The sequence below is a fragment of the Alicyclobacillus pomorum DSM 14955 genome (assembly GCF_000472905.1).
GTDB classification, from domain to species: domain Bacteria; phylum Bacillota; class Bacilli; order Alicyclobacillales; family Alicyclobacillaceae; genus Alicyclobacillus_A; species Alicyclobacillus_A pomorum.
The window spans coordinates 94,280-117,152 of sequence record NZ_AXAR01000001.1; the positions used below are offsets into that span (position 1 = coordinate 94,280).

General features: G+C 52.7%; 19 protein-coding genes. 13 read left to right on the forward strand and 6 right to left on the reverse strand.

What is annotated here, in order from left to right:
• Positions 1-34: 34 nt before the first annotated feature.
• The 3 genes from leuB to leuD all read left to right on the forward strand — a co-directional run bounded on the left by leuB (position 35) and on the right by leuD (position 3,221).
• Entirely contained in the window at positions 35-1,138 is a 1,104-nt protein-coding gene (gene leuB, locus YWK_RS17600) for a 3-isopropylmalate dehydrogenase (protein WP_035465644.1), read from the forward strand.
• Positions 1,119-2,534, forward strand: coding sequence for a 3-isopropylmalate dehydratase large subunit (gene leuC, locus YWK_RS0100400; protein WP_026963213.1), 1,416 nt, complete (start codon positions 1,119-1,121; stop codon positions 2,532-2,534). The genes leuB and leuC overlap by 20 nt, the downstream gene beginning before the upstream one ends.
• A gap of 84 nt (positions 2,535-2,618) precedes the next feature.
• Positions 2,619-3,221, forward strand: a complete 603-nt coding sequence (gene leuD / locus YWK_RS0100405; protein WP_026963214.1) for a 3-isopropylmalate dehydratase small subunit — start codon at positions 2,619-2,621, stop codon at positions 3,219-3,221.
• Positions 3,222-3,336: 115 nt separating this feature from the next.
• Here the strand turns inward: leuD and YWK_RS17605 are convergent, their stop codons facing one another.
• The gene (locus tag YWK_RS17605) at positions 3,337-4,293 is read right to left on the reverse strand and encodes an SPL family radical SAM protein (RefSeq protein ID WP_051374821.1); all 957 of its coding nucleotides are present in this window, start codon (positions 4,291-4,293) and stop codon (positions 3,337-3,339) included.
• Positions 4,294-4,562: 269 nt separating this feature from the next.
• On the opposite strand from YWK_RS17605, the gene YWK_RS0100415 reads away from it, so the two are divergent.
• Together YWK_RS0100415 and YWK_RS0100420 are read left to right on the forward strand one after the other, a co-directional pair.
• Positions 4,563-5,219, forward strand: coding sequence for a 3'-5' exonuclease (locus YWK_RS0100415; RefSeq protein ID WP_026963215.1), 657 nt, complete (start codon positions 4,563-4,565; stop codon positions 5,217-5,219).
• Positions 5,220-5,237: 18 nt separating this feature from the next.
• Positions 5,238-5,597: a Lin0512 family protein gene (locus YWK_RS0100420; RefSeq protein WP_026963216.1), complete on the forward strand. Its 360-nt coding sequence runs from the start codon at positions 5,238-5,240 to the stop codon at positions 5,595-5,597.
• Between the two features lie 123 nt (positions 5,598-5,720).
• Here YWK_RS0100420 and YWK_RS20665 read toward each other — a convergent pair whose 3' ends face one another.
• Together YWK_RS20665 and YWK_RS17615 are read right to left on the reverse strand one after the other, a co-directional pair.
• On the reverse strand, positions 5,721-6,716 hold the full coding sequence (locus tag YWK_RS20665) for an SWIM zinc finger family protein (RefSeq protein WP_051374823.1): 996 nt from the start codon (positions 6,714-6,716) through the stop codon (positions 5,721-5,723).
• Positions 6,713-9,940: a DEAD/DEAH box helicase gene (locus YWK_RS17615; protein WP_051374825.1), complete on the reverse strand. Its 3,228-nt coding sequence runs from the start codon at positions 9,938-9,940 to the stop codon at positions 6,713-6,715. The genes YWK_RS20665 and YWK_RS17615 overlap by 4 nt, the downstream gene beginning before the upstream one ends.
• Before the next feature lie 111 nt (positions 9,941-10,051).
• Between YWK_RS17615 and YWK_RS0100435 the strand changes: the two genes are divergently transcribed.
• The 4 genes from YWK_RS0100435 to YWK_RS0100450 all read left to right on the forward strand — a co-directional run bounded on the left by YWK_RS0100435 (position 10,052) and on the right by YWK_RS0100450 (position 13,732).
• Positions 10,052-10,603: a VanZ family protein gene (locus YWK_RS0100435; RefSeq protein ID WP_026963217.1), complete on the forward strand. Its 552-nt coding sequence runs from the start codon at positions 10,052-10,054 to the stop codon at positions 10,601-10,603.
• A 208-nt stretch (positions 10,604-10,811) separates the two neighbouring features.
• Complete coding sequence (fabV, locus tag YWK_RS0100440) at positions 10,812-11,990, forward strand: enoyl-ACP reductase FabV (protein WP_026963218.1); 1,179 nt, start codon at positions 10,812-10,814, stop codon at positions 11,988-11,990.
• Between the two features lie 69 nt (positions 11,991-12,059).
• Entirely contained in the window at positions 12,060-12,527 is a 468-nt protein-coding gene (locus YWK_RS0100445; RefSeq protein WP_026963219.1) for a low molecular weight protein-tyrosine-phosphatase, read from the forward strand.
• A 65-nt stretch (positions 12,528-12,592) separates the two neighbouring features.
• A complete protein-coding gene (locus tag YWK_RS0100450) occupies positions 12,593-13,732 on the forward strand; it encodes an amidohydrolase (RefSeq protein WP_026963220.1) in 1,140 nt (379 codons plus the stop codon).
• Between the two features lie 75 nt (positions 13,733-13,807).
• On the opposite strand, the gene YWK_RS0100455 is transcribed toward YWK_RS0100450, so the two are convergent.
• Entirely contained in the window at positions 13,808-14,359 is a 552-nt protein-coding gene (locus YWK_RS0100455; protein ID WP_211231359.1) for a GyrI-like domain-containing protein, read from the reverse strand.
• A 208-nt stretch (positions 14,360-14,567) separates the two neighbouring features.
• Between YWK_RS0100455 and YWK_RS0100460 the strand changes: the two genes are divergently transcribed.
• The 3 genes from YWK_RS0100460 to YWK_RS17625 all read left to right on the forward strand — a co-directional run bounded on the left by YWK_RS0100460 (position 14,568) and on the right by YWK_RS17625 (position 20,400).
• Positions 14,568-15,251, forward strand: coding sequence for a response regulator transcription factor (locus YWK_RS0100460; protein ID WP_026963222.1), 684 nt, complete (start codon positions 14,568-14,570; stop codon positions 15,249-15,251).
• Complete coding sequence (locus tag YWK_RS17620) at positions 15,239-16,705, forward strand: sensor histidine kinase (protein WP_051374826.1); 1,467 nt, start codon at positions 15,239-15,241, stop codon at positions 16,703-16,705. The genes YWK_RS0100460 and YWK_RS17620 overlap by 13 nt, the downstream gene beginning before the upstream one ends.
• Before the next feature lie 116 nt (positions 16,706-16,821).
• On the forward strand, positions 16,822-20,400 hold the full coding sequence (locus YWK_RS17625; RefSeq protein ID WP_035465646.1) for an efflux RND transporter permease subunit: 3,579 nt from the start codon (positions 16,822-16,824) through the stop codon (positions 20,398-20,400).
• An 86-nt stretch (positions 20,401-20,486) separates the two neighbouring features.
• Here the strand turns inward: YWK_RS17625 and YWK_RS0100475 are convergent, their stop codons facing one another.
• Positions 20,487-20,942, reverse strand: coding sequence for an SRPBCC family protein (locus tag YWK_RS0100475; protein ID WP_026963223.1), 456 nt, complete (start codon positions 20,940-20,942; stop codon positions 20,487-20,489).
• A complete protein-coding gene (locus YWK_RS0100480; RefSeq protein WP_026963224.1) occupies positions 20,939-21,256 on the reverse strand; it encodes an ArsR/SmtB family transcription factor in 318 nt (105 codons plus the stop codon). The genes YWK_RS0100475 and YWK_RS0100480 overlap by 4 nt, the downstream gene beginning before the upstream one ends.
• A 280-nt stretch (positions 21,257-21,536) precedes the next feature.
• Here YWK_RS0100480 and YWK_RS17630 point away from each other — a divergent pair, with 280 nt between their 5' ends.
• Positions 21,537-22,859, forward strand: coding sequence for an ammonium transporter (locus YWK_RS17630; RefSeq protein WP_211231364.1), 1,323 nt, complete (start codon positions 21,537-21,539; stop codon positions 22,857-22,859).
• Positions 22,860-22,873 lie beyond the last annotated feature (14 nt).

A 22,873-nucleotide genomic window follows, 5' to 3' on the forward strand; every position in this document is an offset into this window, starting at 1 on the left:
TGATTGCATATCGGCAAAGTCAGGAGAGAGAAGCGTGGAGAAGCGAATCTGTGTGTTGCCTGGAGATGGGATTGGACCGGAAGTGACGGCGGAAGCCGTAAAACTATTGGAAGATGTGGGACGGCGCTTTGGTCATCGCTTTGACGTCGTCTACGGAGACGTGGGTGGCAGCGCGGTAGATGAGCACGGCACGCCATTGCCGGCGGAGACGTTGGCAGCGTGTGACACGAGCGATGCTGTGTTGCTAGGGGCCGTGGGCGGGCCAAAGTGGGATAGGGAACCCGTGGAGCGCCGACCGGAGACTGGACTGCTCGGATTGCGCAAACATCTGGGCGTGTATGCAAACCTGCGTCCGGTAAAGGTGTTTGCGGAGTTGGCCAATGCCTCGACGTTAAAACCCGAGGTGCTGGCGGGGATAGACCTGGTCATTGTCCGCGAACTGACGGGTGGACTGTATTTTGGTCAGCCGCGCGGCAGACAGGTTGGTCCAGACGGGGTGGAAGTGGTAGACACCTTGAAGTACACCGAGCACGAAATCGAACGAATTCTCGTCACAGCGTTTGAGATTGCTCGCCTGCGGCGGAAGGCGGTGACCTCCGTCGACAAAGCGAATGTGCTCGAAAGCAGCCGGCTGTGGCGCGAGATTGCGGAACGAGTGGCGGATAGGTATCCAGATGTCAAACTCCATCACGTGCTGGTAGACAACGCTGCGATGCAATTGGTGAAAAAACCCGCGCAGTTTGACGTGATTGTCACAGAGAACCTGTTTGGCGACATTCTGAGCGACGAAGCGGCCATGTTGACAGGGTCCATCGGAATGTTGCCCTCGGCCAGCCTCGGTGCAGGTCCGGGATTGTATGAACCGGTTCACGGGTCAGCACCAGACATTGCCGGTAAGGGCTTGGCCAATCCGTTGGCCACATTTTTGTCTGTGGCATTGATGCTTCGGCATTCGTTTGGACTTCAGCAGGAGGCTGACGCAGTCGAAAAAGCCGTCGAGTGGGTTTTGCGACAAGGCTGGAGGACAGCCGACCTGACCGGGGGACAGCCTCCATACCTGACAACAACTGAGATGGGAGACCGCGTACGGGATGCCATCCTCACGGGGGAATACGAAGATGCCAAAGACGCTGTTTGAAAAAATTTGGGATGCGCATGTGGTGACTCAACCCGATGGGGGACCTGCCCTCTTATACATTGACTTGCACCTGGTGCACGAGGTGACTTCTCCGCAAGCATTTGAAGGTTTGCGATTGACGGGAAGATCCGTTCGTCGCCCGGACCGGACGTTTGCCACGATGGATCACAATGTACCGACGGACAATCCGTTTGACGTCAAAGACCCCATTGCGGCCAAACAGATTACCACCCTGGCAGAGAACTGCCGCGAGTTCGGTATCCCGTTGGCAGGGCTGGACAGTCCAGATCAGGGAATTGTTCACGTGATTGGGCCGGAACTTGGCTTGACACTGCCTGGAAAAACGGTGGTCTGTGGTGACAGCCACACGTCCACACACGGCGCGTTCGGAGCGCTCGCGTTTGGCATCGGGACCAGCGAAGTGGAACACGTGTTGGCGACGCAATGCCTTTGGCAGAAACGCCCGCAGACACTGCAACTGGATTTGCAAGGCACGCGTGCGCCGGGGGTCACCGCGAAGGATGTGATCCTCGGAGTCATTGCACAACACGGTGTGTCGTTCGGCACCGGATATGTCATTGAATTCACTGGACCTGTCGTGCGTGCCATGTCCATGGAGGAGCGCATGACGCTGTGCAACATGGTGATTGAAGGCGGTGCGCGAGCAGGGCTGGTTGGACCAGATGAAACGACGTTTGCGTATGTGCGAGGTCGCCGCTATGCACCTGCGGACTCCGAGTTTGACCGGTACGTGGAGGCATGGAAAGCGTTGAACACGGACGAGGGAGCTACATACGACCGTGTCATCCAGTTTGACGTCTCGGATCTGGAGCCGCAGGTGACCTGGGGAACCAATCCTGCGATGTGCGTTGGTGTGAACGGTACGGTGCCGGACCCCAGTCAATACGACAACGAGGTAGAGCGCAAAGCTGTGGAACAAGCCCTACAGTACATGGGACTGAAGCCCGGTACACCAATCCAAGACATCGAGATTCACCATGTTTTCATTGGTTCGTGCACAAATTCGCGCATTGAAGATCTTCGTGTCGCCGCAGAAGTGGTGCGGGATCGAAAAGTGGCACCGGGGGTCCGCGCTCTGGTCGTGCCGGGTTCCAAGCGCGTGAAAGAACAGGCCGAAGCAGAAGGTTTGCACGAGGTATTCAAAAGTGCAGGTTTCGAATGGAGGGAGTCCGGGTGCAGTATGTGCCTGGCGATGAATCCCGACACCGTGCCCGCAGGTGAGCGTTGCGCATCCACGTCGAATCGGAACTTCGAGGGCCGACAGGGTCGAGGCGCGCGGACGCACTTGGTCAGTCCTGCCATGGCAGCCGCTGCTGCGATAGCTGGACGGTTTGTCGATGTACGAAAACTGATGACGTCTTACCAGACGAGTTGATAGGCTTCGGGACACCACAGTCTCTGTAAAGCCCCGAAAACTCGCATCACATATGGGGCAGTTCGTGAAGGAGGGAGTACGGTTTTGGAACCTTTGGTACGACATCGCGGAAAGGTCGCGCGGCTGAACCGTGTAAACGTGGATACGGACCAGATTATTCCCAAGCAGTTCTTAAAGCGCGTTGAACGATCCGGTTTTGGTCAATTCCTGTTCTACGACTGGCGGTTTCGACCGGATGGATCCATCAATCCCGAGTTCGAGTTAAACCAGCCGCAGTACAGTGGTGCTTCGATTCTGGTGGCTGGAGCAAACTTTGGCTGCGGTTCTTCCCGGGAACACGCACCATGGGCGCTACTCGACTACGGATTCCGCATCATCATTGCGCCGTCGTTCGCCGACATTTTCTACAATAATTGCTTTAAGAACGGCATTTTGCCGATTGTGCTGTCCCAAGCGGAAGTGGACGATTTGATGGAAAAGGCTCTGGCTCCCGGATATGAGCTGGAAGTCGATGTGGAACGCCAGACGGTGACGGACGGTCACGGCTGGGTGTCCACATTCTCGGTGGATGAGTTTCGGCGTAACATGTTGCTGAAGGGACTCGATGAAATTGGCCTCACCTTGCAATACGAGGCTGCGATTGCGGAGTACGAAAGGAAACGGGAGTCTCTACAACCTGTATTGTAATTGGATTGTGTGTAGCTTCTTGAAAAGCACCCGCGCCTGTGGCGTGCGGGTGCTTTCTCTATGGATTGGTGCGAGGTGAGTGTGCAGGTAGTGCTGACATCACAATGGAATACGATTAAATCGGTAACGCCAGTTGAACGGATTTCCCCTCCAAGTATTCACATTTCTCCACTGCCGGCGTTTGCTTCAACTCCGCCCGACCGTCATTGTGAAACCCATGACGCTCCATGATGATACGGGCTTTTTGCAAAAGCGGCCTGGTATAGGTCTCAGGTGCGTAGGGACCTTGATACAATGACCGAATGCGAGCGTACGCAGTTGGAAATTGTTCGCGAATGACACTGAAAAACCACGTTTTGACGTCTGGGCTCAAGCGAAGGACGGAAGGTGACACAAATTGCCCACGATGTTCCTTGACCGCTCCGATGACTTGTTCGAGCGCCGCGTCAGAATCGGTGAGGTATGGAATGACTGGAGCGAGCAAGGCACCGGTGTTCACGTGGTTTTGAACCAACGTACGGATGGTTTCAAGTCGTTTGAGCGGAGAGGGCGTGGCCGGTTCGAGACTTCGCCAGATTTGTTTGTCGAGGGTGTGGATGCTGATATTGACGGACCGCAGGTCGAGTTTTTCGAATAGATCCAGGTCGCGCAAGATCAGGGGGGACCTCGTGGTGATGGTTACAGGTACCCGGAATTGTGCCAGCACCTCAAGACATCTGCGTGTAATTTTGGCTTTCGCTTCCACAGGCTGGTATGGGTCTGTCGCGGTGCCAATCGCCAGCAAACCGATTTCCTCAGCCAGTGCGGTGAGGTTGTACTGATGTCTTTTGGCCATTCGCTCGAGTTGTCTCTCCAGGGCTTCCGCTGCGTTTCCCTTGACAAAGATTTGTGTGCGAAACGAATCGTCGGCACGCATCCCCATGAATGTGTGCGTATTGCGCGCGTAACAAAAGCTGCACCCATGGGTGCATCCACGATACGGGTTGAGTGACCACTGGAACGGCATGGCCGGTGTGTCTACTTTATTCATCACGGTCTTCGCAGATGTTTTGTGGAAGGTGGGCGGTTTCATCGGTGCGTCCCTCCAGCGCTCGAATACGAACATATGTTCTTATTACATCAGTGTACCAGGAGGACAACTGTAGATCAAGGCGGAAAAGTTTCGGTTGAGTCCGCGGCTATCAGATGGTTGTGGGGGACCGCTTTCATGAAACGAGTGTGATGTGGACACTCGGTCTGTGGTAGGATGACATTGTACTTGGTGCGTGGTTCAATATTACAGATGAACGATTGTTTTGTAGATATAGCGAACTCAGCACATCTGTGCAAAGGGTGAGGAGAATGAATCTGATTGTTCACGACGTCGAAGCCATCGTCCGCAAGGGACTGATGTATGACTCGGAAATCATTGAAATCGCCGCCATCCGTGTGGAACTGCAGAACGGGGCATTAGTCATAAAAGATAAGTTTCATTCCTACGTGGAGCCGCAAGGCGTGGCATCCATCCCTGTTACGACCACGAAACTGACGGGCATTACCCAGGAACAGGTCCAGAAAGCTGGACAATTCCCGGAGGTCATTACGAAGTTTCGGGAATGGTTGGGACGAGACGAATACTACCTGTGTTCGTGGTCGCTGTCCGACAGAGATTACTTCATCGCGGATTGTCGAAGACACGAGATATCCACAGACTGGATTCGGAATTACAACGACATTCAGCGATGGTTCGGGAAGAAGTTTCACCTGGAGCGGCGAGCAGGGTTGAAAACCGCGATGGAGATGCTCGAGTTAACCGCAGAAGGCCACGCACACAGCGCGATGTCGGACGCTTACAACACACTGCAGGTGTTAACTCGTATCTATGATCCTGAAGATCCCATTTTTACCTTAGAACACAACGACTGCTCTGGGACATATCAGTTGGAAGTCGTATATGAAGAAGATTTTCGCAACAATCCGTTTGCGGCGTTGAAAGACGTCCTTCGACTAGACTCATAGAGAGGTAGGTAGAATTCAGTGGAAAAGGTTGTTTTCATTGAAATTGGAATGGGCATTGACCTGCACGGGCAAGACGTGACGGTCGCCGCCGTCCGGGCGTGCAGAGATGCGATTGGACACAACTCCATGCCAGGCATCCGGGACGTGTTACCCGGAGGGGAGCTAAACAACATGCGCGTTCGCGTGACGCTTGGGGTTCCCTTTCGGCACGACGAACTCGATGTCGAAGCTGTGCGCCACGTGTTCCCGTATGGCCAGGTAGATGTTCAGGTGGTACAAGGTGGCCTCGTAGCGAGTAGTGGTATCGTGTTGCCGGACAAGGGAGACGTCACCGACGAGATGGTCATTGTCAACGCGGTGGTGGAAGTCGGGTATTGAAATCACTTCGACGCCCGTTACACATGCTGAAAGGTGAGCTTCCTCTGCCACGCGTCACCAAACGGTGACGCCTGCTCCCATATCCCGTGTACTAAAGATAGACCCTGCCTCCATGAGATTCGGTTAATCCCTGCCACTCTTGGCTTCTTCCTCCATCACGACGTTCAGCTCTGCGGCTGCGGCTTCGCTGACCATGTTGTACAATACTTCGAGATCATCCAGTACCGCTTGTGGGCGTCTCACAAACGGCGGCGGGCCGAACGTGCGGGGGACATCTTGCGCCTGTGCCATGTCGTCGGGGGACACGGAAATTCCCAACTCATGGATGGCGCTTCCAGCCTTCCAAAATCGACCCGCCTGAACCTCATGCCACAGTCTTTGCGGCGGTGACAACTTTTCTACATCCACGACGGCCTCCGAAGAATCTGTTCCAGGCTTTTCACCTTCACTCGAACTCCGCGGCAGTGTCTTGTCCACATCGCGGATTCCGTGATTCATCTTGACATCTGACGAAACGTCAGGTGGCATCGTCATTGTGTCAACAGAATGTAGTAGCGCATCGTAGGCTTTCAATCGGTTCTGACCATCCGAATTTATCAGGTGGCGTACGAGCGTATCCTCATCGAGGCCACGAAGCGCTAGAAGGTACAGGGGACGCTCCACGAGTCGTGCGCCAAACGCGTAATACACGGCGGCGATGTGTTTGCATGGGTCTCCCCAGTCGGGGCATGAACAGTCACCGTAGATGTCTCTGGGAGACGCAGGAAACAGAGTGACGTTGGATGCTTGGAACACGTGTGTGAGCTCAGACGGAAATTGGTCGTTGAGCAGCGCGCGTGACAGAGTGGGATGCCGTTGCAACTCTTGTAAAAAGCGATGGCGTTGACTTGGAGGCCATGGCCTCAACTGGAATGACACGCGGTACGGGGTCTTTCGGCTCCCTTGGACCTCCGCGTACACTGTGTTGTCAGAAATACGCAAATTTCGCACTGCGCCCTGTCGCATGTAGGATTTACCACGGCTCATGCGAACGTTTTGACCAAAGCAGTGCTTCAGTGCCTGATCCCACCGATTCTGCACCCATGTGTCGGCCTCGTGAATTCTTCGGTCCCGAGTCATGCGTCATCCCTTCCTTCGAGTACATCTGCACGTAGCGCAAACAATTGTTTTAGTTCATCTGTGGTCATTTCCGTAATCCATGATTCACCCTCTGCCATGATTTGATCTGAGAGTGCCTGCTTCAGTTCCATCAACTCATCAATCCGCTCTTCCAACGTTCCACGGCAAATCAACTTGTGCACTTGAACATTCTTCTGTTGGCCAATTCGAAAGGCACGGTCCGTCGCCTGATTTTCCACCGCAGGATTCCACCACCTGTCATAGTGAATGACGTGGTTCGCGCGGGTTAAATTTAACCCAACACCACCTGCACGAAGCGACAAGACAAACACTTGTGGGCCGCCCGCCTGCTGGAATCGCTCCACCATCTCGTCACGTGTACGCTTCGGTGTTCCGCCGTGGAGGAAGAGAGGGGGATGCTTCGTGGCCTTCTCAATGAACTGGCATAGCAGTTCACCCATCTCCCTGTACTGGGTAAACACGAGGACAGATTCACCAGCGTCGAGGATTTCGGGCAGCAATTCTGCAAGGCGAAGGAGCTTGCCTGACCTTCTCGGTGTAAAGGGGCTTCCGTCATGCAAAAATAGCGCGGGGTGGTTGCAGATTTGTTTCAATTTCGTCAGCATGGCGAGAATGAGCCCGCGCCGTGCTATACCCTCGACTTGTTCGATTTGTTGCGTGAAATCTTCTACACTCGCACGGTACAGAGCGACTTGTTCCTTGCTCAGAGTACAGTAGGCTTTCATCTCAATTTTCTCCGGCAAGTCTGCAACAATCGACTTATCGGTTTTCACACGCCGGAGCAAAAAGGGCTGCACAAGGCGCTTCAACGTCTGTGCTCTGTCCTCATCTTGCCAGCGCTCAATGGGGATGGCAAACTGACTGCGAAATTCTTCTGCTGATCCGAGAAATCCCGGGTTCAGGAAGCGAAAGATGGCCCACAGTTCTGCGAGCCGATTCTCCACCGGAGTTCCGGTCATCGCAATTTTCCGATCCGCTGCCAATCGGCACACGCTTCTTGCCTGCTTACTTTCGTGATTCTTAATGTTCTGTGCCTCGTCCAGCGTAATCAGTGACCACCAGATCCGGGTGAAGTCCGCTTCGTCCCGTGGAACGAGCGGATAGGATGTGAGCACGACATCGACGTCCTCGCACTTGGCGACGAATGCTTCCTCGTGTAGGCGCCGCGGACCGTGGTGGACGTAGACTTTCAAGGGTGGCGCAAATTTCTCCAATTCCCTTTGCCAGTTGCCAAGTACCGATGTTGGACAGATGACCAGTGACGGGGCACCCACCGAACGGCTTGCGCGATGGGTGGTAGTGCTACGGCCCATTTGCATGGTTCGGGGTTCGCGGTTTACGTCTTGGCCCTCTTTCAACAAGCAAAGGAGAGCGATGAGTTGTATGGTCTTGCCAAGGCCCATGTCGTCCGCGAGACAAACACCGAACCCCATGTCGGTCATGGCTGCCAGCCACGAGAAACCTCGCTCTTGGTAGGGGCGAAGCGTACCACGCAACGTGGACGGAACCGTGGCTTTGGGCGGAGCCCAGTTTCCATGTAAGAACGCTGCAAAGTCGTCCGGGAGATCAAACGTCAACGGTCCTCCGAGTTCGTCCTTACCGGACCGTTCCAATGCTGCGTGTTCCTTCAGCAGTTCCGCCAAAGTCAAGGGCGAGTGAGAAAACCGCTGAATATACTGCACGGTTTGCTGCAGTTCTTGTGGGTTGACTTCCATCCATTGGCCGCGGATTTGAACCAAAGGAAGATTGAGCCGTACCAGGGATTCCAGCTCTTCCATGGAGATGGATTCGTCTCCAAGCGACACTTGCGGTTCGAACTCTAGGAGCGACGACATGCCAAGACGTCCGCCGAGTAAGTTTTGGTGACTCGAATGGGCAGGTGTCCGCAGGCGAAGCTTGGCGCGTAAACGTTGCCGCCCCGCTGGAGTCCACCACGCTGGAAGTACAACCGAAAATCCAGCCTTTTGTAGCGCGGGTGCACCGTCTTTCAGAAAGTGATAGGCGTCCTTCGCGGTCAGGTCCATCTCTGTGGGTTCGGGGAACAGACCTTGTTCCAGTGGCGAGTAGATTTTGCACGCCCGGCTGAGCTCTGCATGTACCAGGTCTCGAAGGGGCTGTGCAGAAATCTTCAGGACTTCTAATGTTTCAGGTGACAGTGTGCCGCGCCAAATGTCTTGGACAGGGATCGAAAAGCTTGGTATGTCAACGGCTTGTACAACGAACATCAGGTGCCAATCGGCTGCGGCTGAATGTTGTGTTAGGGGCGCGGACACAGGTGCGGCCGTTTCGCAAAGCACGCCATCTTGGCCACTTTGAGCCTGACTGTCCGTAGCCGCTGCAACCTCAGGTGTCGGGTCTACGAGGCGAAATTGCAGGCGCAAGTTCGCTTTGCGAAGTTTGGCCTCAGCAAGCCAAGATTCCACGTCACGGCGGAGTTCATCCAATGTAGTGCGCCATCCCCAGATGGGAAGGGACTTGGGTTGGAGTAAGTCTTGAACCCACGCTTCTGCAACCACATTTGGGTGACGTCGCTGTTGTGTTGGCATGGGCATGCGTTTCGCATACGATTCACGAACAAAGCAGTCTACGGCCTGCGATGCAATCTCCTCCAGCAAACGGAAGGCTGGAAGTCTGTACCACTGCTGGCACGAGGACGGCGCAAAACACCAGCACGCTGGCGGCATGTTGTCAGCAAAGGTTTGCAGCTGCTGTCTATCTTCGGCTTGACTCAAATCCGCGACAAAGTATGAATTTGCAGAGTGGTACGTATGGTAGTCTGTGCTGACTTTGAGAGTCGGTAAAAACCGGCGCATTGCGAGAAGTCTCAACACGTAACGCGCAAACTTGTGCCAAAATAGCATGTCTTCACCGAATACGTAAGGTTTTCTTAGGAACCTCGAACGACCTGATAGGTCAATGCGAGCCAACACGCGCATGGCTTCCGCGGGGGGAATACGAACACCATACACTTCCGTATTCGGCAAGCGACGCGTCGAATTTCCTTTGAGTGTACCTACTTGCGTATATTGAGGGATGTACAGTTTTTCCGAATGAATATTGTTAAACGACAATAAATGTTCTGGTAACTCAATCGGCGGTTCGCGCAAAGTAAACAGGAAATTGTGCGCGTATACAACTTGCGTCCCTTCCATCCCATACAGGAAAAAGTACTCAGGGAACCATAGTCCGTGTAGGGTTAACATCTGCTCTTCTGTGCCTCCAGGACGAGCCGGTCTCCTGTCTAATGGTAGCATACTCTGCGCGTCCTATTCATGGTAAGCCCGGCATAAGCATGGTCTATGGAGGGGCGAGGCATGGGAAGAATGTATTTCTGGATTGTACTTGGGGTGGGGGCGCCGATTTGGCTCTACGTTCGGTGGAACAGGTCCAAGAAACAGTCCAGGGCGTTTCGACATGGGCAAGAGGTTCTTGTCAATGGATTTTTTGTGTATGTATTGTCAGTCATCTACCTGACGTTGTTTTCGCACAGTGTGGACATGGGCATTCACCCACATACGTTTAACTGGATTCCACTGGTGGAAATGAAGTGGCTGCTATATCGTCCTGAAGTCGCCTGGATGAACATTGCCGGCAACATCCTGATGTTTATTCCACTCGGAGTCTTTCTTCCAATGATGTTTCGAGGAAGACTCAAAATGGGTTGGATGGTATGCATCGGCTTGATCTGTTCGTTTGCGATTGAATGCGTGCAATGTTGGATGGGTACCAGAAATGCCGACATCGATGACGTCCTGTTGAACACCATGGGGGCAGTCGTGGGATTTGTTGTTTACCGAACGGGGCGAATCATCAAAGAAGTTCAGTACTGGAGTTTGTCAGATGAGAGACGGCCTCCACGCGGGTAGATGTCGCCTTATTGATGTGGCTTGCGTTGTTTCAAGGGCTATGAATGTTTTACACTAAGATGTAGACTGGGGTGTCCCTTCGTAAACGACGTCCTGATATAGTAGACTGGTGGAGAGACGAGGGTGTCGGACCGGCGTGGTGGACAACCTCATGTGACAGAACTTGAACACCCGGTGTTGATACATATGGTGTGGAAGGAGCAAACACATGGTCATTCAACCAAAAGTCCGTGGATTCATCTGCACGACCGCTCATCCAGTGGGCTGTGCGAAACACGTGCAGGAGCAGATTGACTACGTAAAAGCACAGGGAAAGGTCGACGGGCCGAAGAAAGTACTGGTTATCGGTGCGTCCACGGGGTACGGCTTGGCTTCGCGAATCGCTGCGGCGTTTGCCTCGGGCGCGGCGACGCTCGGCGTGTTTTTCGAGAAGCAGGCCTCCGACAACCGCACGGCAACGGCGGGCTGGTATAACACCGCCGCATTTCATCGGGCTGCGGAGGAAGCGGGCCTGTATGCCAAGAGTATCAATGGAGACGCATTCTCCGACGAGATCAAGGCAGAGACCATCCGCACCATCAAGGAAGATCTCGGCCAGGTGGATTTGGTCGTCTACAGCCTGGCGTCTCCACGGAGAACGCACCCGAAGACCGGCGAGTCGTTTTCGTCCGTGTTAAAGCCCATTGGCAAACCGTTCACCAACAAAACGGTGAACTTCCACACGGGAGAGGTGACGCAGGTTTCTCTAGAACCGGCCACAGAAGAAGAGATTCGCCAGACGGTGGCAGTGATGGGCGGCGAGGACTGGGAAATGTGGATCCACGCTCTGAACGAAGCTGGCGTGTTGGCGGATGGCGCCATCACGGTCGCGTATTCCTACATTGGACCGGAGTTGACCAAAGCGGTATACCGCGATGGCACCATCGGCCGGGCGAAAGATGATTTGGAAGCGACCGCCCACAAGCTGGACGAGTATCTTCAGAGTAAGGGTGGGCATGCGTACATTTCGGTCAACAAGGCTGTGGTCACTCAATCGAGTTCCGCCATCCCGGTGGTTCCGCTGTACATCTCCTTGCTCTTTCAAGTCATGAAAGACAAGGGACTGCACGAGGGGTGTGCAGAGCAGATGTATCGGCTATTCGCAGATAGGCTGTACAATGGAGGTGAGACGCCAGTGGACGAGCGCGGACGCATTCGACTGGATGACTGGGAGATGCGGGACGATGTACAGGAACAGGTGGCTTCTTTGTGGGGCCAGGTGAATAGCGAAAACGTGGAGCAACTCACGGACATTAAAGGATATCGCAGTGAGTTCATGAAACTGTTTGGCTTCGGGCTCCAGGGCGTCGACTATGACGCGGATGTGAATCCGGTCGTGTCATTGTAATCTTCAGTCAACGACGACTGTCACCTCGGTGGCAGTCGTTTTTCATGAATGTAGGTGGAGGGAATCAACGTGATACGCGTACTGTTTTTATGCCTCGGGAACATTTGCAGGTCTCCTATGGCAGAGGCGGTTTTTCGCAAAATGGTCAAGGACGAAGGCCTGGATGACAAAATTGAAATTGACTCTGCAGGGCTCGGCGGCTGGCATGTAGGGGAGCGGCCACACAGAGGCACTTTAGAGGTTCTGAATAAGCACGGTGTGGACCACGCAGGTATCCGTGCCCGTCAATTCACGAAACAAGACATTCAGGCGTTCGATTACATTGTTGCGATGGACGAAGACAATATGTCCGGCCTCGCAAGATTGGGTGTGAAGAAGGGGCCACGTGTGTTTAAACTGTTGGACCTCGTCCCCGATGAGCGAGACTCGGACGTCCCAGATCCTTATTACACGGGCAACTTCGATTTGGTGTATGAGTTGGTTCACAAAGGGTGCGCGGTATTGCTCAAGAAAATTAAGGAAGAATACAATCTCTAAGGGGACGGAAACCCGCTCTATCATCACCAATATGAGAGCCTTCGACAACGGCGTGGGGGAGTACGATGCTGGCGATTCAAAACGGAACCGTTGCAACCGGAACGGGAGAAGTATTCGAACGTGGAATGGTGCTCATCCAGGATGGAAAGATTGTGGCTGTCGGCCATGGGTTTGAAGCGCCGAGTGATGCACACGTGATGGATGCCACGGGTCAATACGTCACTCCGGGCATGATTGATGTGCATACACATCTTGGCGTACATGAACTGGAAGTTGGGAAAGAGGGCCAAGATTTGAATGAGACCACTTCTCCCATTACGCCCCACGTGCGTGCGTTGGATGGCATTCATCCCATGGATCCGGGATTCAAGGACGCCATGAAGACGGGCATTACCACGGTGCAAGTGATGCCAGGCAGTGCCAATGTGATTGGCGGGGAAATGGTTGTCCTGAAAACATACGGAAACATTGTGGACCAGATGGTCATCAAAAGCCCTTCTGGTATGAAAGCGGCGTTTGGAGAAAATCCAAAGGCGGTGTACGGAAGCAAAGACAAGGTCGCGACGCGCATGGGGATTGCTGCGCTATTTCGGCAACAGTTTATGAAAGCGCAAGACTATCTTCGTGATTTGGAGAGAGGACATCCTGTATCGCGCGACCTGGGCCTGGAAAACCTGGCGAAGGTACTGCGAGGAGAGATTCCGCTTCGCGCCCATGCACATCGTGCAGATGACATTGCGACTGTTTTACGCATGCGGGACGAGTTCAATATCCGCGTAACGATTGAACACTGCACAGAGGGGCACCTGATTGCGGATTACATTGCTGAAAAGGGCGTGCGTGTATCCGTAGGGCCAACCATGTCCACCCGGCACAAAGTCGAGTTGGCTCACAAGGGGTTCCATACGGTCGTCACGCTGGCGAAGGCAGGAGTCCCTGTGTCCATTACCACGGATCATCCCGTGGTGAGCATTGAGTACCTGATCACGGCGACGGCAAACGCAGTCAAACACGGACTGGACGAAACGACGGCACTTCAGGCTATTACGATGAATGCCGCGAAGCACTTGGAAGTCGAAGACCGGGTGGGCTCACTGGAGCCCGGCAAAGACGCGGATGTCGTCATTTGGACGGGCAATCCGCTAGACTTGCGCAACACCGTCGTCGCTACGCTGATTGAAGGAAACGTTGTGTACCGCGCCTGACGAGGCTTCATGAGCACTTTTGCTGCGAAGCATGACGTATTTCAGGCAATTGCTGATCTCAACCGGCTTTTCAATTTATTTTTTGACAATGGGAATCCATACCTCGCACCGATAATCATCCGCTGTCGTATCTCCCGGTGGATATACCTCAAGTACGGGCGCTTCGGCGTGTTTGTATCCCGTAGCGGGGAACCACTCTTGAAATATTCGGCCGAACACATGTTGGATGGCACCGGGAAGCGGCCCAACAGAAGTGAAGATGGCCCAAGTGGAAGCAGGAATCGTGCGAAGGGAGAATCCTTCCGGAGGGGTTGTGACATCGGTCCGACTCGCAATCATGTAAGTGAAACCTTCCTGATCCGGCTTCGTATCCAAGCAGATGCCAAGCAAATTCCCGTCTGTGTTGATGGAGCCTAGCTCAGCCGTCGTGCCATCCTGATGACATTCCTCCCAAAACCTCGGGATTTGGCGCATATGCTCTCCATTCCGGCACGTGACCCCCGTAGACTTACCGATGACCGTAAACGCCTCTTTTTCCACGATTCGATAATCCATATCCTTGTCTCCCTTCAGTAACATATCCAAGCGTTCAGCCTTTTTCTCCGTGAGGTCAAGCGCCTCTTTCATTCGGAGTCACCATTCCAACCCCTTTACCATCCTATCACGGATGGAAGAGATCATCCTGTCATTTCGTGTTTCCGTGAACAGGTTTCAATTTCATTTCCTCAATTATACAATCAACTTGTTCACGCTACGATAACCATCGTTGTGTTTTTTATGGAAACACTGTTGAAAACGATGACAACGCGTTGGAACGTTGAAAGTGGGATGATGGATGGTGCCTAAGCTCTTAGTTGCAGACGATGAACGTGACATTGTGTCTTTCATCAAAGAAGGGTTCCTCGACGAAGGGTATAGCGTTTTGACGGCATACGACGGGCATCAGGCCATTGAAATGGCGAAGCAACAACCAGATTTGATTTTGTTGGATGTCATGATGCCCGGACCCGACGGATACGAAGTGTGTCAAGCCATTCGCGATATCGTTTCCTGCCCCATCGTGTTTCTGAGTGCAAGACACGCTGAAACGGATCGTATTCACGGACTCGCCGTTGGTGGCGACGACTATTTGGTGAAACCGTTTAGCTTGAGAGAACTGAAGGCGAGGGTACATGCACATTTGCGAAGGGAGGCACGCGTCCGTTCGCTACCGGATAAGTCTTTGCTTCAATTCGGCAGCCTTTCGATTTCGATACAGGACAGAGAAGTCACGATAAAGAATCAACCTGTTTCCATGACGCCAAAGGAATTCGATATTGTGCGATTGTTAGCGATGCATCCTGGACAAGTCTTCTCCAAAGAGCAAATATATGACAAAATCTGGGGGATAGAGGCGCATGGGGACATTTCAACGGTTGCCGAACACATTAAAAACATCCGCGCTAAACTTTCCTCACACGACCCTGAAGCACAGTGGATATCCACCGTTTGGGGGGTAGGCTACAAGTGGGAAAGGTGAAACGAGTGGAGCGTCTGTCACTGAAGGGACAGGTCATTGTCACACTGCTTTTGATTTTGTTCTCGAGTTGGCTGGCAACTGTGTTGACCTTTGGTGGAATGATGTTATGGGGGAGACTCACGGGCTCTTCGCGCTTTGACCTCGAACGGCAAATCTCTAAGTTTACCGCCCAACAAGGCGTGCAACTCTTAAGCGTATCCGACAAGGGAAAGGTAGAACAGGTGTTACACGGTTTGCCTTACCAAGTGGTCAATGACCAAGGACATATCCTCTACGGTTCGATTCAGACGCCGATATTACACAGTCCCACAGATTTGGTTCAACGAATGAATACAACGGATATTCACGGACGATGGGTCTATATTCCGCAGTTCACCATCACTCGGTATTTTCCTGTATTTGACCGTAATGGCGGATTGCATGGAGCGCTCGTGGTTCGGTATACGGCCAATGGATTTCCGACTCGTCCCTCAGCGCAAGGCTGGATGAGCTTTCTTTCGTTCTTGATTCCGCTCCTTCCATTTTTATATTTTTGTCTGTTTAGTTATTTATTTGCAAAGCGGTTTGGGAAAAGAATCAATCAGTCACTACAGGTTTTGATGAAGGGTGCGCAACGGATTCAACAGCAGGATCTTGATTTCGAAATTGAACCGACCGGACCCAACGAAATTGGACAGGTCTTGGTCGCCTTCGAAAACATGCGTGCAGCGTTAAAGGATTCCTTGGTGCGGCAGTGGCAGATGGAAGAAGAGCGGAGACACATGATTGCTTCCATCTCACACGATCTTCGTACGCCTTTAACCATTATTCAAGGGCACGTGGAAAGTTTGCTGGACGGAGCGATGAAGCGCCCAGAACGACTCGAACGATATTTGCAGACTGTCATGCACAACACCAAGCGGGTCATACAGCTCATCGAAGATATGCAAAAAGTAACCGAGGTCGAACAACCGGATTTTTCTCTTGTTCCCATTCCAGTCAATGTACGTGACTATTTCTTGGATTGGACAAGGGATGTTGAACTTCTCACATCCAGGGCGGGCATACAGCTCAACGTTCACTTCGTGGATGAACGCCGCGAGGCAACGAATATGTTCATCGATCCGGAACGGACATCCCAGATTCTCGACAATATAGTCTCGAACAGTATTCGGTTCACGCCTCCGGGTGGGGTGATTACAGTTTGCGCAGAAATTGCCGAGCATACGGTGACTGTTGAGATTTCTGATACAGGGAAGGGATTTTCGAAAGCAGACCTTGAGCACATGTTTGACCGGTTTTACCAAGGGGATACTTCTCGTTCTGAGATTGGACATAGTGGACTCGGACTATATACGGCCAAAACCCTTGTTGAAAAGCACGGGGGAACCATTACTGCCGGAAATAACCCGGACGGTGGGGCGTACGTTCGATTCACGATTCGGGAGCACGACATATCCAAAGCCAAAATGTAACGCCATCGCGTTGTCTTTATAAATTCTTGATAATCATCCGTTAGGATTTCATGCGAGCAGATTCAGCTGACCTCATACAAAATGGAATGTGAAAGGGAAGGGGTGGCTCGCAAACCATGCGCTTTTTAACCCGATTTTCTTTACGGAATCCGGTTGCGATTGTCATTCTCGTGCTACTCGTTGCAATCGGCGGTATTTTGTCTTCCTTTGGATTGAAGGAAGAGCTGATGCCAGACATGTCTATTCCTATCATATCTATCATGACGACCTATCCTGGTGCGTCACCAAGCCAGGTTGCAACGGATGTCACGACACCGATTGAAAAGGCGCTCAACGGTGCACAGCATGTACAGACGATTACGTCGACGTCTGTCGCGAACGTATCACAAATCGAGCTTCAACTCGACATGAATGCAGATTTGAACGCCGTTGAACAAAACGTAGAACAATTGTTGAATCAGGTCCAGTTGCCAACGACGGCAGGGAAACCAACCGTGCGGTCCTTCTCGTTTAGCAACACGCCTGTACTGGCATTCACCGTCGCGTCAAGCAAACTGTCCAGCGAACAACTGAAAAACGTGGTGAATAACACCGTCATCCCTTCGCTGCAGGGGGTTTCCGGTGTAGCGACCGTGAGTGCAGCAGGCGCGGATCCGGATAACGTCGTCATTCAGTTCGATCCTGCCAAACTGTCGCAACACAATTTGACGTTGCAACAGGTGTTGCAGGACTTGCAAAGCGACAACGCGTCCACGCCGTTGGGAACGGTGACAGCGCAAGGTAAGGTACAGCCGGTGCAGTTGAATGCGAACATCAAGTCGCTGGATGACATTCGAAATCTGCAAATTGGGATAGCGTCCAATCCGGCAGCGAGCATGCAAAAGGCGCTCGGAAATAGTCTAAGCCAAATGGGGCAATCCATTGGGCAAGTGGCGCAGGGGGTTGGTCAGCTTGGTCAAAGCTTGGGTGTTGTTCAGGCAGAGAATAAGCTTCTGACGTCTTTGCAGCAGATCCAAGGGCAGATTTTCGGCGCAGAGCTGTCTTTAAATCAACAGATGGCGATGACTCAGCAGAAGCAAAATCCACAAGCGATTGCAAAATTAGAAAATGAAATACGTGCGCTGGAAGGCGAGCAAAAACAGCTTCAACAGCAATTAATCCAATTGGAGTCGAAGACGCCTGCACTGTCGGATTCGATGTCGTCAGCCCGGAAACCCGCAGTGCAACCGTCGACGACAAGTACCACAAGTACGCAGTCGTCCACGCTTCAGACCATTCCGCTTTCTGATATTGCGACAGTGTCTATGCAACCGCCGGTTGACAGTTCTATCAACCGCACGAACGGACAGCCTAGTATTTTGGTCACCGTGACCAAAACGGAGGATGCAAACACTGTGGCGGTGGTACAAGCTGTGAACAAGGAACTCGCTTCTCTCAAGAACGAGTTGCCCAGTGGCGTGCACATCGTTCCGCTGTTTGATTCCTCGCAAATGATCAAGGCGTCAGTGAACGGCGTGCTACGCGAGGCCATTTTGGGTGCCATTTTCGCTGTGCTTGTCATCCTGCTGTTCCTGCGGAATGCGTTGACAACGCTGGTTGCCATTGTGTCCATCCCAATTTCCATCCTGACATCCATCATTTTATTGAGTCGGTATGGCATCACGCTCAACATCATGACGCTCGGTGGGCTTGCCGTGGCGACTGGACGTGTGGTGGATGATAGTATCGTCGTCATTGAAAACATTTATCGGGCTTGGAAAAACGGCTTAGGGTACGGCAAGAAGTTAGTACTATACGGGACATCCGAAGTTGGAAAAGCGATTTTGTCTTCCACTCTGGCGACGATTGCCGTGTTCCTTCCGCTGGGCATGGTGAGTGGCATCGTAGGGAAGATCTTTTTCCCATTCGCGCTGACTGTGGTTTGCTCGTTGGCGTCTTCACTCATCGTCGCGTTGACGGTCGTGCCAATGCTCGCATGGTTGTTCGTCGTTCGTAAGTCACCGAAAGGCGTCGTATACGATTGGTTGGATACGGAAGATGATACCGATGGGGCACTTCATCCGAGTCTTGTAGAGGGTTCCACAGGCTCATCGGACATGTCCGGTAACCATTTCGTCGCCGCAACCGTGGCAAAACGTCCATGGCAGAAACGGTACCAGTCCATTTTGAATTGGTGCTTGAACCACAAAGGATGGGTGATTCTCGGTACAACCATCGCATTGGTGGCTTCCCTTGCAGTGCTGCCGTTCGTCGGGAGTACATTCATCCAGAACTCCATGCAACAAACGGCAACTGTCTCCATCACGATGCCGGTCGGAACGCCGCTGAACGTCACGGATTCGAAGGCAAAACAAGTGGAGCAAGTACTGAAGCAGGATGCCTCCGAGATTCAACAGGTGAATACGTCTGTGGGTGGAGACTCCAACGGATTTCGGTCGGGTCCATCCGGAACCAACGTGGCGCAACTCAACATTGCGCTGAAGCCAACCACAGATATCAATGAATTTCTGGCACAAGTACGCCATCAAACAGCGAGCCTAGCATCCGGTGACACGACCATTCAGGTGAAAGGACAGGCGACGGGAGGCGGTGGCACGACGTTTGACATCGTCGTCACCGGCGCAAGCGATGCTGCAATTCAGCAAGCCGCTACACAAATCACGAATCGATTGAAGAACTTCCCGGGTTTTGCGAATGTACAGAGCAATCTGTCCCAGACGCAACCCGAGATTCGCGTCGTTCCAAATTCAACGGACGCTGCAAAGTACGGCTTGACCGCACAACAAATTGCCGGTGAAGTGCGCGACTATATGTCGCAGCAAAACATTGGCACCGTGAACTTGGATGGGCAAACGTACAACCTGAACGTGACACTGAAGAGTGCGAGTGACCTAAACGATTTGTCCGCCATCCGCCAGCTTCCGATTAGCACATCGACGTGGCAAACCATTTCGCTCAGCGATGTCGCCAGCGTGAACAGTGTGCAGACACCGACGTCCATTTTGCACGAAAATGGCCAGTCGTACGCTGAGATTACGGCGGATTACACGACGCAGAACACCAACAAGACCTTGATGAGCGCGATGAAGACCATCAAGTCGCTGAATCTGCCGTCTGGTGTCCAAGTCGGACAATCGTCTTCCGCGATGCAGCAAAGTCAGAGTTTCACGCAACTGATTGAGGCGATTCTTGTGGCGGTCGGCATCGTCTACATTGTGATGCTCGTGTTGTTCGGAGAATGGTCGGCGCCTTTTGCCATTCTGTTCTCCATGCCAGTCGCTTTGATTGGGGCTTTCTTTGGCTCCTTCATCGCTCATGTTCCGCTCAGCGTGTCTTCGCTCATTGGCATTTTGATGTTGATGGGTATCGTGGTTACCAACGCCATCGTTTTGATTCACCGGGTTGAGCAACAACGCCAACTTGGAATGAGCGTACGCGAGGCACTGTTAGAAGCAGGCACGACGCGACTTCGCCCGATTTTGATGACGGCCATCGCCACCATCTGCGCATTGATTCCTTTGGCGGCAGGTGCATCAGAATCGGTTCTGATTTCGCAAGGACTTGCTGTCGTCGTCATCGGCGGTTTGGTCACGTCGACCATCTTGACCTTGTGCATTGTGCCGCTGGTTTACGAGTTACTCCACTTGCGTACACATCGCAGGGAGATGAAGCAAAGCGCGGTGATGCAAGGGTAAACGATTGAGCGCGAAAGCAAACAAGGGCTGCCAAATTGGCAGCCCTTGTTTGTGTGATGGCACCTCGTGCTCATAGGGAGGAATGGTTACACAACGATTGCTGGCAAGGTACGTCCCGTCTCAAGAAAACTCTTTAGGTTACTTAGAACCGCGGGCCATCCGTTATTAAATCCCTCAAAGGTACCATTGTCATCCACGAAATCCGTTTCCAATAAACCTTCATGCTTTAACGTGAGCTTTACGGTTGAATCCATCGGCTGTAGTTCAAAAGTCACTCGTGTGGGATGCTCGCGAGGTGTTTTGTCGCCTACGTAGTTCCATGTAAACGAAAGCACGCGCGGCGGCTCATATTTTAGCACTTTACCGTAATCGGTGACCTTCCCATTACGTGAATAGGTAACGGTTGAGCCTTCTTGCCAATCGGATTCGACTTTGCTCCCAAAGAAGTATTTTTCGGTAAAATCGCCGCTGGTCAAGGCTTGCCAGAGTTTTTCCGGTGTGGTTGCAATGTAGGTAACGTACACGAATGTTGAATGATTCATGGATGCTCATCCCCCTCAAGATGGGTTTTTAGGTCATTCATTGCTTCTGCGAGATGACGTTCGTATTTCCCAATCCAACGATGATAAATCTCGCTGATGGGTGCGGCATTGAGATAATGTAGCTTCTCACGCCCTTTCCATTCCACAACAACGAGATTTGCATCTTCTAGTATTGCGAGGTGCTTCGTCACAGCCTGTCGAGACATATCCATGTGTTTGCACAGTTCGCTCAATGTCTGTCCATTATTCATGTACAGTTGGTCGAGCAATTGTCTGCGGCTGGAATCAGCAAGAGCTTTAAATATTTTATCCATGGAACACATTATATGCAACCGAATAGTTGCATTTCAACCATCTGCCCACTACCCAAATGACAGCGCTTTCTAAAAATTTTCCTGAGAGATGTGTAAGGATATCTTACATAATTGTTGACCCTGCCGCCCTTTCTCACGTATTTTGTGAATAAAGATTCTGAAAATCGTGGGAGGGAACAGAATGAACGGGTTGAAACGTGGAGTTAGGGCGGCCTTTGTGGTAGCTTTCTTGCTTTCATGTGTTCCGAATGTCATCTTTGCTGACACATCGACTCCGACTGTGAGTGGAGCTGACACGGCTTGGGTGCTCGTCAGTTCTGCACTTGTCCTCATCATGACACCTGGTGTCGCGTTCTTTTACGGGGGACTGGTACGCAAGAAAAACGTCATCACGACCATGTTCCAAGCATTTGCCGTCATCTTAATCGTGTCGTTGCAGTGGGTGTTGTTCGGCTACAGTCTCGCTTTTGGACCTGATGTCGGCCATGTCATTGGTGGATTGCAGAATGTTTTGTTTCACGGAGTGGGTGTCATCCCGAACCCCACGTACAGTAGCACCATTCCAAGCATGGCGTTTGGCATATTCCAGTTGATGTTTGCCATCATTACGCCCGCTCTGATCATTGGCGGACTGGCGGAGCGCGTGAAGTTTTCGGCGTTTCTCCTGTTCACCGTGTTGTGGGCGACGTTCATTTACGATCCCCTCGCACATTGGGTGTGGGGCGCCGGTGGATGGCTGCATAACCTGGGTGTCCTGGACTTCGCGGGTGGAACCGTGGTTCACATCAGCTCCGGTGTTGCGGGGCTCGTCGCAGCACTGTACATGGGAAAACGCGCGGAGCACGGAACCGGGGCCATTCGAGCACACAACGTACCGCTTGTGTTGTTGGGAACCACGCTCTTGTGGTTTGGTTGGTTTGGGTTTAACGCAGGGAGTTCCTTGGGGGCAAATGGCCTGGCTGCGGTTGCCTTTCTCACCACCAATACAGCTACGGCTGCTGCTGCGCTGGGATGGATGCTAGTGGAACGCATTCGCACAGGTCACGTGACGCTTGTGGGAGCCTGTGCGGGCGCGGTCGCTGGACTTGTAGCCATTACACCAGCCGCTGGCTTTGTGACACCTGGCGCGTCCATCGTCATCGGTTTTCTGGGAGGGATTTTCTGTTACCTCGCATCGACGTTCATGAAGGCAAAACTGGGCTATGACGACGCACTGGACGCATTTGGAGGACACGGTATTGGTGGCACATGGGGTGCGCTAGCCACGGGGATGTTTGCAACGACCGCTGTGAATTCAGCAGGGGCAGACGGCCTGCTTGCCGGCCATCCCCAGCAGGTGTTGCTGCAGCTCGCAGGGATTGCCGCCACGTGGGTATTCTCCGGTGTGGGCACGTTCATTCTCATTAAAGTGGTGGATGTCCTGATGGGCTTTCGCGTGACTCGGGAGGAAGAACTGCTGGGACTGGACCTCATCTTGCACAATGAGGCAGCTTACCCGGAGACGTTATCGGCGGGCGAGTTGACGGGCATTCTAGCCGAGGAGAAAGTGGTGGATCTAAGAAAGCCATCCACCGTTACAGATGCCGCTCACCAATCGCTCTAGTGAGATAAGGTCAT